A 13,015-nucleotide genomic window follows, 5' to 3' on the forward strand; every position below is an offset into this window, starting at 1 on the left:
GCGGTTGCCGTGAACGTCGGCGACGCTGACGCGGCCGGGCGGCCCCTGGTCGAGCGGACCGACGACGACCTCACCGACGCGGCCGACGAGATCACCGAGGCCGACGACATAGCTCTCGTCCTTGGGAATGATCCTCGCGATGGCTCCGCTGGCGGCGCGGACCAGCGGAACCGAGACGACGACCGCCCCGACCGAGGCGAGCGCCGCCGGCAAGGGGCCCGCGACCATCCGTGCGACGTCCTGGATCAGGAAGCCGGTGATGGAGAAGGCGCCGAGCAGCAGCAGCAGGAAAATCAGCAGCGGCACGCCACCGACATTGATCCAGGAGATGGCGTTGAGCACGCCATTGTCGCTGGGATGGCTGAAATCGAAGCTGGTGCGGAGCATTTCACTGAGGGAAGCCCCGATCAGCATCGTGACCACCTCGAGCGAGCCGACGATGACGATCATGGCCGCCGCGATCGCGAACGGCCTGACCTCGGGCGACATGACGTGTTCGAGCAGTGCGCTCATGACACGGCACTCACGAGCGCGACTTCAGCCGCGCCAGCCTCGCTGCAATTTCCTTGTCGCGATGGAGCGCGCTCAATTCATCGATGTCGCTCGAATAAGGGATGCCCTGCGGCACGCCGGTCGCGCGCGCCACCGCCCTGCCCGCACGCATAGCCTTGGCTGCCGCGGAAGCGCCGCCCGACTTCCGGGGCGACGTCGCGGCCTGATGGCTGGCGTGCGCCTCGCTCTTTTCGAGGTCGGCACGGCGCTGCTCGGCATCCTGGAGCGCCGACAGCACCGCGCGCAGCGAGGTCACGCATTGCTCGATCTTCTCGTTGTTCTCGTCGATGGCGCGAGAGAGCACCTCGAACTGCGCCTCCAGATCCATCTGCCGTGCGATGCCGCCGCGGGCGAGATCGTCGCGGCCGTCCGCAATCGCGCCCTCGATCTTGGCGGCAAGATCGGTCATCTCGCGCTCGATCTCGGTCCGGCGCGCGTTGAGACGGTATTCCTCGGCCCGTGCGGCCGCGAGCGCGTCACGCGCCTCGCTCTCGGCACGCTCGATCTCGCGGATGGCCTGGCCGACCACTTTGAGCTTGTTCTTGCCCTCCGCCTGCTCGATCGCGTCATAGGCGATCCCGGCGATCAGGCGCCCGACCCGGGACAGGAAGTTGTCGGGGGCGGCAGCGATGGTATCCATGGCGTTCTCCTCCTCTGGCAGACTGTTCGGCGTGACGCCGTAGTGAACCTCGAAACCGTCGTCAGTGCGGATGAGGTGCGCTGGCACGCTCTGCCCCCAGCCCTCGGCATAGCCGGCGTAGTCGAAGGGCACGCTGAAGCGCCCTTGCACGGTCGCGATCGAAATGGTGGCGGGTCCCTTGATCTTGGCGAGCTTGTCGTCGAGCGGCAGCCGGCGCCCCTGTGCGAGGCGATAATCGGCGCGGTCGCGCAGGCCCAGCGTCACCAGCCGCGAGGGCAGCGCTGTCTTCTTCCGGATCGGCTCATAGGCATGGGCATGGAGCAGGACGACGTTGGACCCGACATTTTGGGTCCGCGCCACCTCGTCGAGGATCTCCATCATGCGGTCGTAAGCTCTGAACGTCGCCTCGATGGCGGCCTTGGCGGCCGGGTCAGGGGCAAGCCTGTAACGCAGCGCCGACAGCGCGGTTCGGGTAGACTGGCTCATAGAAAGCACTAAAGCACCATTTTGGTACTTTAGGAAGAGGAAGCGCGATCACGTTCCAATGATCCCTCTGCACTCTGTCGGTTAGTCGCGGCCGGCAGGCGGTGCGTTCAAGGCCGGCAATCACCGCTCACTCACGGACCATCAAGAGTTCTTGCGCGCGCAGGTTGGTGCGCATGGGTGGAGCAAACGCGCTCGGCCGGCACGTCTGCCGACTGGATATCGTCGTGATCGCGCAGATGCGCGATCAGTGTGGAGGCTGCGGCATCGTCGGCGACTTCGGCGTACCACATGCGGCGCAATGCCGGCTTTCTTGCTTCCGGGCTAATGCGGGCGACGTTGCGAACGCCAGGGAGGCTCAGGACCTGATCACGGAGCCGCCCCTGCGCTTCGTCGGAGGCCTGATCCCGGAATGTGAATGTGACACTCTTCATCCGATACAGACCTATTTGATTCCAGCCTGTTCCAGCAATTTGGACAAGTTCACCCGACCGGCGCCGTAGTCAGCGCTGAATGGCTCGTCCATGTCCGGCACCCTGTCGGCGCTGTCCATGAGAGCCTGCCTTATCTACGCCGGCGAAAGCCTGTGGCCCGCTGCTTTGCTCTTGGCGAGCAGCAGAGCGGCGCAGCCACTCACATGGGGTCTCGCCATGGAGGTGGACTTGCGCCGAACAGGCGGACCGCAGCGTCGGGCGTCTTCAGCTTCAGGGCGGGAGTGGTCGGCGGATCGGGTGCAGCCAGCGCAGGCGTGGTAGCGAAGGCAAGCCCAAGCAGGCAGGCTGCGACCAAGCTGCAGAGCGGCGTTCGTCTCGTGAGACCCCAAAAATCGCGCCATGCAAACAGCGCGCGTCGGAACGAACCAGCCATTTTCGTCCCCCTTCGGCAAGTCTAAGCCGAGGCAGGAGCGCCCATCAACCAGAAATTGAGCGTTGCGACCCGTTCGCACTCTGGGTGAGGCGCGAAACGCCAGGAGCGCGTCGGCTGGGGGCGATCTCGACGGACAGGCCTTGCCCGACCGGAGGATTACTCAACAGCTTGTCCGCAGCATATCCACAGCCCATCGAGAGCGGATTCGCGAGCCGGCACGGGCCACTTGCTGCGCACAAACTCACAGGGGGCGTGTCAGCCGCCGGCCTGATCGAACACGGTACGGCAAGCCTCGCTCAGGCTCGAACGGTTACGCCGCAGGCACGCGGTAATGGCGCGGACGTTGGGGATCTCGCCGGCGCAGAGCCGGTAGACGTCGGGGGTGCAGGCCCGGCGCTGTTCGGGCGTCCCCTGCTGCGCGTGAGCCGCGGAGGCAAACAGCGTCAGGAACAGCCCGACGGTCGAGGCCCGACGCGCCCGGCTCTTAACTGCCGCAAACCGCAAGAACCTTGTCTTCATGACCAAGTCTCCCGTTCTGCCCGCCCGCTCCCGGCCAGCGTTGGCCGGTCATTGCGAAGGGGTAGGAGAAATAAATCGCCGCGAATGTGATCTCTTTCACACTGGCGACAGGCCGTGGACGCCAAGGTTCCCGCGGGGATTTTTTCAGGAATCGCTAACCAAACTGGACCCGATCGCCGGATCGTTAAAATGCGAACGATCGGCTCAATCGGGTAACAAACCGGCTTTGCGACATTGCGCCATCCGCGTTCTGCGAGGGTGTGATGAGCGAAGCCGAATTCAACTTGCTGCTGGATGCCGTCCGGGACGCCATGATCAACGAAGATTTTGCGCCTGAGCCGGAGGAGAATGTCGTGCCCCGCTCTTGGTCGTACGCCGCAACCCCGAAGGCCGCCAATGACAATGAGGGCGCCTGGCCCCTGCTGCCGTTTCCGGACGGCTGGTACGCGGCCTGCTGAGGCCTGCCTTGGCGTGACCTGACGCAACCGCCCTCGCGGGCGGTTCGGCGTCACCAGGTGCCCGGGACGGGCGCAGCTCCGATCAGGTCTTGACGCGTTCCTCGCCATCCCGCGGCACCCGGTCGGGTATAGCGGGCGGAAAGATGCTGTCATAGATCGCGCGCGCCTCGGCAATGAGGCGGGCCCGCTCCAGCTCGGATTTCGGGACAAATCGAACGACGTCGCCCACGTGCTCTCCAGCTCCAGGGTTGGGAATGCGTCCCTTCGCAGATGCGAAGTCTGTGCCAGAGGGCCCGAATCGCGGGTTCCGCCAAGCCCCGGGCAGACCCGGTGGTGGCGCCCGCAGCGCGGCTTGGCTGCCAGCCGCATGCGGCCTCGGAGGAACCGCGCAGCGATCAGATTTTGTTGGAAAATCAGAGATTTTGATGGAGGCCACGACCAGAATTGAACTGGTGTACACGGTTTTGCAGACCGTTGCGTAACCACTCCGCCACGTGGCCCCGTAAGGGCGGACCAATATAGGGGATCAATGGCTTAAGCAACCGCCTTCGAACGGTTGTCAGTGCCGAAGTCAGGCGCCCTTGCGGCGCCTGAAATCGCGGCGGCCCTTCGCGGCGGGCTTTGGCGCCAGTTCCGGCATTTCGGCCTGGACCTCGCGGTAACGGGCCAACATCCGTTCAAAACTGGCATGCAATGTCTCGGCGATGTCGGGACGCCGTTCGAGGCCCGCGAGGATCGTTGCGGCAGCTTCAATGGTCGAGAGGCCGTCGCGGCGCGGCTCCTTGCGCAGACGTCCGTAGCGCGAAGGGCGTGACGGGTTGAGGATCACCCGCTGGCATTTCAGCATCCAGGGATTGCGCCACCACAGCGCCTTGGCCTGGCTCCAGGTGCCATCGAGCAGCACGATACCTTCCAGCTTGCCGAGGATCGCGCGCTGGTTCTCCGCGACCTCGCCCTTGCGGGTCAGCGCAACGATCTCGCCCTCGGCCTCGAGATCGGCCGCGCGGGCCGAGCCGAGATAGAGCACGCCCCAGCGCGCAGCATTCTCGACCGGTCGTCCCAGTGCTTTGGACAGGCTCGGCCAGGACAGGCCGACCCGCACCGTGGCGTCGGCAAAGTGCTTCGCAAGCAGGCGGGCAGTCCCGAGCGCCCTGTCCTGCTCCTGCGGATGCTGGAGGATCAGCAGGGAGAGCCGGTTCTCGATGGGCGTGACACTGTCGCAGATGCACAGCGGCAGCGGCTTCTGGCAGTGCGGGCATTCGGGGATCGGCTCGGGCGCGGCGGCCGGGGTCAGGTGCGGATTCGACATGGTCGCCGCTATACGCTTCGCGCGGCGCTGCAACAACCTATTCCGCGGGCGCGGGCAGCGGACGCCGCTCGGAGCGGCCGCGGCGGCGGAGGCGGTCGATCAGGAGGTAGATCACGGGCGTTGTGTAGAGCGTCAGGATCTGCGAGACGAACAGGCCGCCGATGATGGTGATGCCGAGCGGACGCCGCAGCTCCGTGCCGGGGCCGGTCGCGACCACCAGCGGGATGCCGGCGAACAGCGCCGCCATGGTCGTCATCAGGATGGGACGAAAGCGCGCTTGGCAGGCCTCGAAGATCGCCTCCGCGGATGAAAGCCCGCGCTGGCGCTCGGCATCGAGCGCGAAGTCCACCATCATGATGCCGTTCTTCTTGACGATGCCGATCAGCAGTATGATGCCGACGAAAGCGATCACCGTCAGCGGTGTGTTGGTGACCTGCAAGGCCAGCAGCGCGCCGAGGCCGGCCGAGGGCAGCGTCGAGATGATCGTGAGCGGATGGGCAAGGCTCTCATAGAGCACCCCGAGCACGATATACATCGCCACTAGCGCGCCGAGGATCAAGAGCGGCTGACGGCCGCTGGTCCTGGCGAAATCGCCGGCATTGCCGTCAAAGCTGCCGCGAATGCCTTCCGGCATGTGCAGCTCCTCGACCGCACGCTGGATGTTCTGCGTGGCGGCCTGTAGCGGCACGTCCGGCAGCAGGTTGAACGACACCGTGGTCGAAGGAAACGATTGCGAATGATAGACCGCCAGCGCGGCCAGCCCGCGCGTCGCGCGCACCACCGCGGACAGCGGCACCTGCGTATCGCCGGCGCCGGCGACGTAGATGCGATCGAGATTGGACGGATCGACCTGGAATTTCGGGTCGATCTCCAGCACCGTCATATACTGGTTGCGCTGGGTGTAGATGATCGAGATCTGCCGCTGCGAGAAGGCGTTGTTGAGGGCGTTGTCGATGTCCTGGACGCGGACGCCGAGCGCCGAGGCCTTCTGACGGTCGATTGACAAGGTCAATTGAAGCCCGCCGGGATCGCGGTCGCTGGAGATGTCGGTGATGCCTTCGATGCTCTCCATGCGCTTGGCGACGATCGGCGCCCATTTCTGCAACAGATCGAGGTCGGTCGAGGAGAGCGTATACTGGTAGTCGGAATCGCTCTGCCGTCCGCCGGCGCGCACGTCCTGGGCAGCGAACATGAAGAGGCGGATGCCGGGCACCGGATACAAGGCACGCCGGAGACGGTCGATCACCACCTGCGTCGAGACGTGGTCGCGCTCCTCCGGAGGCTTCAGGCTGATGAACATGGTGCCGCGGTTCGAGGTCGCAGCCCCCGGCCCTCCGCCTCCGCTGCCGACGGTGGAGCCGATGCCGGCCACCGCCGGATCCTGCATCACGATGTCGGCGAGCCGCTGCTGCAGGCCGAGCATCGACTGGAACGAGATGTCGGCCGAGGCCCGCGTCGCGCCGATGACGAAGCCGGAATCGTCGGTCGGGAAATAGCCCTTGGGGACCTTGATGTAGAGCGTCACCGTGAGGCCGATGGTGGCGAAGAACACCAGCAAGGTCAGCATCGGATAGTCCAGCACGGTCCGTAAGGTCCGGGCGTAGAAGGCGACGATGCGCGACAGCGAGCCCTCGATGATCCGGTCAAACAGCGTCGCGGTGCCGGAGGTGGTCTGCCGGATGTAATGCGCACAGATCATGGGCGTCACCGTCAGGGACACCAGCGTCGAGACCAGGATCGCGAAGGTCAGCGTCAGCGAGAATTCGCGCAGCAGGCGGCCGACGATGCCGTCCATGAAGATCAGCGGCGTGAACGCGGCGATCAGCGACAGGCTGATCGAGACCACAGTGAAGCCGATCTGCTTTGCTCCCTCCTGTGCTGCCTGGAACGGCCGCATGCCATGCTCGAGATTACGGAACATGTTCTCGATCATGACGATGGCGTCGTCGACCACGAAGCCGACGGAGATGGCGAGCGCCATCAGCGACAGATTATCAATCGAAAACCCCGCGACCCACATGCCGGCGCAGGTGCCGGCCAGCGCCAGCGGCACCGAGATGCCGGCCGCGATCGTCGGCGTCAGCCGCCGCAGGAACACGAACACGACAAGCATCACCAGGACGGCCGTCGCCAGCAATGTCCATTGCATGTCCAGCACGCTGGCGCGGATCGTGCCGGTGCGGTCGACCAGGGTCGAGATCTCGACGCCGGCCGGGATCCACTGCTTCAGCTCGGGGATCAGCGCCTTCACCCGATCGACGGTGTCGATGACGTTCGCATCGCCCTGCTTGGTGATCTGGATCAGCACCGCCGGCTGCTTGTTGAACCAGGCGATGGAGCGGGCATTGCGGACGGAGTCCTCGATGTCGGCGACGTCGGAGAGGCGGACGAAATTACCGTTGGAGCTCTTGATGACGATGTCGCGGAACTCTTTCGCCGTGCGCATCTGCTTGTTCAGCGACAGCGTCTCGCTCTGGCGCTCGCCGTTGAAGATGCCGACGGGACCGAGCGGATTGGCGTTGACGATCGCGGTCCGGACGTCGTCTGTAGCAATGCCGGCGTTGGAGAGCGCGACGGGATTGAGCTGCACCCGCACCGCCGGCTGATCGGCGCCGCTCACGGTCACGTCGCCGACGCCGGGCACCTGCGAGATGCGCTGCGCCAGCACCGTATCGGCGACGTCATAGATCGCGCTCGCCGACAGCGTCTTCGAGGTCAGGGCCAGCACGAAGACGGGCGCGCCGGCGGTGTTGGCCTTCCTGAATTTCGGCAGGGTCGGCAGGTCGCTCGGCAGGTCGACCATCGAGGCGTTGATCGCCGCCTGCACGTCGCGCGCAGCCTTGTCGATGTTGCGGCCGATGTCGAACTGGAGCTGGATGTTGGTGACGCCGAGCGACGACGTCGAGGTGATCTGGTTGATGCCGGCGATCTCGCCGAGGCGCCGCTCCAGCGGTGAGGCCACCGTCGCCGCCATCACCGAGGGGTCGGCGCCCGGCCGGCTGGCCGAGACGAAGATGGCGGGGAAGTCGACATTGGGGACCGAGGCGACCGGCAGGAACTCGTAGGCGACGACACCCAGCAGGAACAGCCCGATCGACAGCAGCGTGGTCGCGACCGGACGGCGGATGAAGGGCTCCGAGATCGATGCCATCACTCACATCCCCTCGGTCGCGCCTGCGACCGGCGGGCCGCCGGATTCGGCCGGCGGCAGCGCCTGCTCGAGGCGGCGGTTGATGCGGTCGAGCGCGAGATAGATCACGGGCGTGGTGTAGAGCGTCAGCAACTGGCTCAGCAAAAGGCCGCCGATGATGGAGATGCCGAGCGGAAAGCGCAGCTCGGCGCCGGTGCCGCTCTCGATCGCCAGCGGCAGCGCGCCGAACAGCGCCGCCAGCGTCGTCATCATGATCGGGCGGAAGCGCAACAGGCACGCCTGCACGATGGCTTCATTGGGCGACATCCCCTGCCCGCGCTCGGCCTCGAGCGCGAAGTCGATCATCATGATCGCGTTCTTCTTGACGATGCCCATCAAGAGGATGATGCCGATCAGGCCGATCACCGAGAGATCCTGCCCGCACAGCACCAGCGCCAGGATCGCGCCGACGCCTGCCGACGGCAACGTCGACAGGATGGTGATCGGGTGGATGTAGCTTTCATAGAGCACGCCGAGGACGATGTAGATCGTGATGACGGCGGCAAGCAGCAGCCAGGGCTGGCCGGCGAGTGCCTTGGCGAATTCGGCCGCATCGCCCGCGTAGACGCCGACGATGCTGTTGGGCATGCCGATCCGGGTCTCGATCGTCTTCACCGCCTCGACGGCATCGCCAAGCGCGGCGCCCGGTGCGAGGTTGAAGCTGAGCGAGATCGACGGGAATTGCGCCTGGTGCGAGATCGCGAGCGGCGCCGTGGTCCGCTTCAGCGTCGCCACCGCAGAAAGCGGCACTTGGGCACTGGGCGCCGCGGCGGTGGCGCTCGCGGCTCCCGGCAGATAGAGCTTTGACAGGATCGAGGGGTCGCGCTGGTACATCGGCAGCGCCTCCAGCACCACGCGGTACTGGTTGGCCTGGCCGTAGATGGTCGAGATCTGGCGCTGCGCGAAGGCGTCGTTCAGCGTGTCGGTGACGGCCTGAAGGCTGACTCCGAGCTGGCCGGCGCGGGTGCGGTCGACATCGAGCTGCGCTCGCAGACCTCCCTCTTGCGCCTCCGAGGAGACATCGCGGAACAAGGGATCGCGCCGCATCTCCGCAACCAGCTTGCGCGCCCATTCCGACACCAGCGCCGCATCAGTGCCGGTCAGCGTGTACTGGTATTGCGAGCGGCTCGACTGGGTCGAGATCTGCACGTCCTGCACCGGCTGGAAATAGACGGTCATGCCGGGGATACCCGCCACCCGCTCCTTGAGCCGGGTCACGACCACGCCGACATCGTCGCGCCGCTCGCCGCGCGGCTTCAACGTCATGACCAGACGCCCGACATTGGTGGTCGGATTGACCGAGCCCGCGCCGATCACGGAGACGACACCGACCACATCAGGATCGGCCTTGATGGCAGCGGCGGCCTCGGCCTGCCGCTTCTGCATCTCCGCGAACGAGACGTCGGGCCCCGCCTCCGTCACCGCCGTGATCGAAGCGGTGTCCTGGAGCGGCAGGAAGCCCTTTGGCGCGACGACGTAGAGAACGAGGGTCGCAATCAGCGTCGCGAAGGTCACGACCAGCGTGAGGCGCTGGTGCTGCAAAACCACAAGCAGCGTCCGGTGATAAAACGCGACGGTGCGGTCGATGAAGCGGCTGATCGCGGCGAGGCCAGGCACGGCCAGCTCCTCGTGCGCGTGCTTGAGCAGCCGCGAGCACATCATCGGCGTCAGCGTCAGCGACACCACCGCCGAGGTCACGACCGCGATCGTCAGCGTCAGAGCGAATTCGCGGAACATGCGTCCGACGAGGCCCGACATGAACAGCAGCGGGATGAACACCGCGATCAGCGACACGGTCAGCGAGATCACCGTGAAGCCGATTTCGCTGGCGCCCTTCAGCGAGGCCTGCATCGGGCCGTCGCCGTTCTCCATGTGACGGACGATGTTCTCGATCATGACGATGGCGTCGTCGACCACGAAGCCGGTGCCGATGGTCAGCGCCATCAGCGACAGATTGTCGAGGCTGAAGCCGGCAAAATACATGATGCCGAAGCTCGTGATCAGCGACAGCGGCAGCGCGACGCCGGCGATCAGCGTGGCGCGCAGCGAGCGCAGGAACAAAAGCACGACCAGCGTCACCAGGACCACGCTGAGGATCAGAGTGAACTGCACGTCGCGCACCGAGGCGCGGATGGTGACGGTGCGGTCGGAGACGATGGTGAGATTCACGCCGGCCGGAATGGCGCGCTGGACCTTGGGAATTTCGGCACGGATCTGGCTGACGACGTCGATGACGTTGGCGCCAGGCTGGCGCTGGATGTCGATGATGACGGCCGGCGTGCCCTGGTACCAGCCGCCGGTGCGGTCGTTCTCGAGCCCATCGACGATCTGCGCGACGTCGGCGATCGTGACCGGCGAGCCGTTGCGGTAGGCAATGATAACAGGCTTGTAGGCCTCCGCGGCGGCGATCTGGTCGTTGGCGGCGATGATGTAGGATTGCTGCGCGCCGTCGAGCGAGCCTTTCGGTCCTGATACATTGGCATTGGCGATCGCGGTGCGCAGTTCTTCCATGGCGATGCCATAGGCAGCAAGCCGCGCAAGATCCGCCTGGATGCGCACGGCTGGCTTCAGCCCGCCGAGCACGGAGACGCGCCCCACCCCTGAAATCTGGCTCAACCGCTGCGCCAGAACGGTGTCGGCGATATCGCTCATCACCCGCAGCGAGATCGTGTCAGAGCGCAGCGCCAGCGTCATCACCGGCGCGTCCGCCGGGTTCACCTTGGCGTAGGTCGGAGGGTAAGGGAGTGTCTTGGGCAGCACACCGGCGGCCGCGTTGATCGCGGCCTGCACGTCCTGCGTCGCGCCGTCGATGTCACGGTTGAGGTCGAACTGCAGCGAGATCTGGCTGACGCCGAACGAGCTCGTCGAGTTCATCGCCGACAGCGAGGGGATCTGGCCGAGCTGCCGCTCCAGCGGCGCGGTGATCAGCGAGGCGATCACGTCGGGGCTCGCGCCCGGCAGCTGCGTCGTCACCTGCACGGTCGGGAAGTCGACCTGCGGCAGCGCCGAGACCGGCAGCGCGAAATAGCCGAGCAACCCGCCGATCAGCAGCGCGATACCGAGCAGCGAAGTCGCGATGGGCCGGCGGATGAAGGGTTCGGAGACTCCCATGGAATACGCCTGCCGCCTAGGCGGCTGTTGTCGGGATCATGGCTGCTTCGCTCCAGATCCCGATGCCCTCGGCCCCGGTGCCGGACCGGTCTGTCCCTTCTGGTCACCTTCGCTACTGTTTCGCTTGGCGCGGAACTCGCCGTCGTTGGCTTGTCCGTCCTTTTGCGAATCCTTCTGACCGTCCTTTTTCTGGGCGTCCGGGCCGCGCGAGCGCTTGCGCGGGGCAAGGTCGGCCGACGGGGTCTGGTCGTCGCGGCCGATGATCACCTTGGAGCCGTCGGACAGATTGGCAAAGCCCGTGGTGACGACCTTGTCGCTCGCCGATAGGCCGCTGGCGATTACGGCGTCATGCTCGTTCTGCTGCGTCACTGTCACGGGCTTGGCCGAGACGACATTGTCCTCGCCGATAACATAGCTGAAGGTGCCGATCGGGCCGCGCTGCACGGCAGAGGTCGGCACCACCAGCGCCTGCGATAAGGTCTCGACCTTTAGGCGGACATTGACGAACTGGCCGGGCCAGAGCTGGTAATTGGCGTTGGGGAATTCCGCCTTGAGTTTGAGCGTGCCGGTGGTCTGGTCGACCTGGTTGTCGATGCCGGTCAACTTGCCGGTGTCGATCACGGTGACGCCGTCATTGCCGAACACGTCGACCGCGAGCGGCCCCTTCGCCGCTGCCGCGTTGACCCGCATGATCTGCTGCTGCGGCAGGCTGAACCACACCGCGATCGGCTGCAATTGCGTGATCACCACGAGGCCGGTGGTGTCGGCGGCGTGGATGATGTTGCCCTGGTCGACCTGGCGGAGGCCGGCGCGTCCCGAAAGCGGCGCCACGATCTTGGTGTAGCTCAGCGTCGCCGCCGCATTGTCGATCGCGGCCTGGTCGGCCTTGACCAGCGCCTCCGTCTGCGCGACCAGCGCGCGCTGGGTGTCGGCCTGCTGCTTGGAGCCGGCGTTGGAGGCAGCGAGCTGCTCGTAGCGCGTCAGGTCGATGCGCTGGTTGGCGAGCTGGGCCAGATCCTGCGCCTTCTTGGCGACCGCCTGATCGTACGTCGCCTGATAGAGCGCCGGATCAATCTCGCCGAGCACGTCACCCTTCTTGACGTCCTGACCTTCGGTGAAGTTGACCGCGATCAGCTTGCCATCGACTTGCGAGCGCACGGTCACGGTGTTGAGAGCGCGGATCGCGCCGACGCCGTCGAGATAGACCGGCACGTCCTGGATGCGCGGCGTCGCCGCCAGCACCGGCACCGGTAGATCGGGCCGCTGGTTGCGGGTGTTCGTCTGCTGCTGGTGCATGACGGTCCAGCCGACATAGCCGAGACCGCCGAGGATCGCGAGCGTGATCAGGGTCATGACGAAGCCGCGGCCGCGCGACCTCTTCGCCGTGCCCTCCTTCGCGCCTTGCTTGGTGTCCGGCTTAAAGAGCATTGACCGGTTTCTCCATTCGCGGCTCCCAGCCGCCGCCGAGCGCCTGATACAGGCTGACGATGGCGAGAAGCCGCGCGAGTTGTGCCTGCGACAGCGCATCCTCCGCCGTGAACAGCGTCAGCTGGGTGTTGAGCACGGTGACGATGTCGGCGGTGCCGGCGCGCAATTGCTGCTCCGACAGGTCGAAGGCGCGCCGCGACGCCGCGACAACGTCGCGCTGCAATTGCAGCTTGATGGTGGTCTGCCTGATCGAGAACAGCGCATTGTCGACGTCCGTGAAGGCCTGGACGATGGTCTTGCGGTAGGTCTGCAGCAATTCGTCCTGCCGCGCCTTGGCGAATTCGAAATTGCCGAGGATCTTGCCGCCGTCGAAGATCGGCTGCGTCGCGCTGCCGACGAGCTGGAAGAACGCCGCATGCGGCTGAAACAGCGACACCAGCGCCGAGCTCTGATAACCG

General features: G+C 65.8%; 10 protein-coding genes, 1 tRNA gene and 1 pseudogene. 1 reads left to right on the forward strand and 11 read right to left on the reverse strand.

Translation table 11 applies throughout. The features are described 5' to 3' along the window. Nucleotides 1-3: 3 nt before the first annotated feature. From A5906_RS29080 to A5906_RS29095, 4 genes and pseudogenes are all read right to left on the reverse strand, one after another. A pseudogene (locus A5906_RS29080) lies at nt 4-513 on the reverse strand (OB-fold-containig protein); the annotation flags it as partial. 10 nt (nt 514-523) lie between these two features. Next, the gene (locus A5906_RS29085) at nt 524-1,687 is read right to left on the reverse strand and encodes a PspA/IM30 family protein (protein ID WP_080138636.1); all 1,164 of its coding nucleotides are present in this window, start codon (nt 1,685-1,687) and stop codon (nt 524-526) included. Between the two features lie 122 nt (nt 1,688-1,809). Then, on the reverse strand, nt 1,810-2,109 hold the full coding sequence (locus A5906_RS29090) for a hypothetical protein (RefSeq protein ID WP_136615553.1): 300 nt from the start codon (nt 2,107-2,109) through the stop codon (nt 1,810-1,812). Between the two features lie 688 nt (nt 2,110-2,797). Continuing rightward, complete coding sequence (locus tag A5906_RS29095; protein ID WP_080138821.1) at nt 2,798-3,061, reverse strand: hypothetical protein; 264 nt, start codon at nt 3,059-3,061, stop codon at nt 2,798-2,800. A gap of 263 nt (nt 3,062-3,324) precedes the next feature. Here A5906_RS29095 and A5906_RS29100 point away from each other — a divergent pair, with 263 nt between their 5' ends. Continuing rightward, nucleotides 3,325-3,519 (forward strand): hypothetical protein, encoded by a 195-nt coding sequence (locus tag A5906_RS29100; protein WP_080138638.1) that lies wholly within the window; start codon nt 3,325-3,327, stop codon nt 3,517-3,519. A gap of 82 nt (nt 3,520-3,601) precedes the next feature. On the opposite strand, the gene A5906_RS43280 is transcribed toward A5906_RS29100, so the two are convergent. The 7 genes from A5906_RS43280 to A5906_RS45255 all read right to left on the reverse strand — a co-directional run. Continuing rightward, entirely contained in the window at nt 3,602-3,748 is a 147-nt protein-coding gene (locus A5906_RS43280; protein WP_167523413.1) for a hypothetical protein, read from the reverse strand. A gap of 197 nt (nt 3,749-3,945) precedes the next feature. Further along, a tRNA-Cys gene (locus A5906_RS29105) sits at nt 3,946-4,019 on the reverse strand. 71 nt (nt 4,020-4,090) lie between these two features. Next, nucleotides 4,091-4,828 (reverse strand): tRNA-uridine aminocarboxypropyltransferase, encoded by a 738-nt coding sequence (locus tag A5906_RS29110; protein WP_080138822.1) that lies wholly within the window; start codon nt 4,826-4,828, stop codon nt 4,091-4,093. A 37-nt stretch (nt 4,829-4,865) separates the two neighbouring features. Further along, the gene (locus A5906_RS29115) at nt 4,866-7,979 is read right to left on the reverse strand and encodes an efflux RND transporter permease subunit (RefSeq protein ID WP_080138639.1); all 3,114 of its coding nucleotides are present in this window, start codon (nt 7,977-7,979) and stop codon (nt 4,866-4,868) included. A gap of 3 nt (nt 7,980-7,982) precedes the next feature. Next, nucleotides 7,983-11,129 carry an efflux RND transporter permease subunit gene (locus tag A5906_RS29120; protein WP_080138640.1) on the reverse strand — a complete coding sequence of 1,049 codons (3,147 nt, stop codon included), beginning with the start codon at nt 11,127-11,129 and terminating at the stop codon, nt 7,983-7,985. A 36-nt stretch (nt 11,130-11,165) separates the two neighbouring features. Next, nucleotides 11,166-12,557: an efflux RND transporter periplasmic adaptor subunit gene (locus A5906_RS29125; protein ID WP_080138641.1), complete on the reverse strand. Its 1,392-nt coding sequence runs from the start codon at nt 12,555-12,557 to the stop codon at nt 11,166-11,168. After that, the coding region (locus A5906_RS45255; RefSeq protein WP_245326962.1) for a TolC family protein at nt 12,547-13,015 on the reverse strand (469 nt) is incomplete at its 5' end. The genes A5906_RS45255 and A5906_RS29125, both read right to left, overlap by 11 nt.

It is taken from the genome of Bradyrhizobium sacchari, assembly GCF_002068095.1.
In the GTDB taxonomy this organism is placed as follows: domain Bacteria; phylum Pseudomonadota; class Alphaproteobacteria; order Rhizobiales; family Xanthobacteraceae; genus Bradyrhizobium; species Bradyrhizobium sacchari.

Excerpts from the sequence above, each read along its gene's own strand:
- A5906_RS29110 (WP_080138822.1), bottom strand. The coding sequence starts at position 4,828 with ATGTCGAATCCGCACCTGACCCCGGCCGCCGCGCCCGAGCCGATCCCC.
- A5906_RS29115 (WP_080138639.1), bottom strand. The coding sequence starts at position 7,979 with ATGGCATCGATCTCGGAGCCCTTCATCCGCCGTCCGGTCGCGACCACG.
- A5906_RS29125 (WP_080138641.1), bottom strand. The coding sequence starts at position 12,557 with ATGCTCTTTAAGCCGGACACCAAGCAAGGCGCGAAGGAGGGCACGGCG.
- A5906_RS29095 (WP_080138821.1), bottom strand. The coding sequence starts at position 3,061 with ATGAAGACAAGGTTCTTGCGGTTTGCGGCAGTTAAGAGCCGGGCGCGT.
- A5906_RS29090 (WP_136615553.1), bottom strand. The coding sequence starts at position 2,109 with ATGAAGAGTGTCACATTCACATTCCGGGATCAGGCCTCCGACGAAGCG.
- A5906_RS29100 (WP_080138638.1), top strand. The coding sequence starts at position 3,325 with ATGAGCGAAGCCGAATTCAACTTGCTGCTGGATGCCGTCCGGGACGCC.
- A5906_RS29120 (WP_080138640.1), bottom strand. The coding sequence starts at position 11,129 with ATGGGAGTCTCCGAACCCTTCATCCGCCGGCCCATCGCGACTTCGCTG.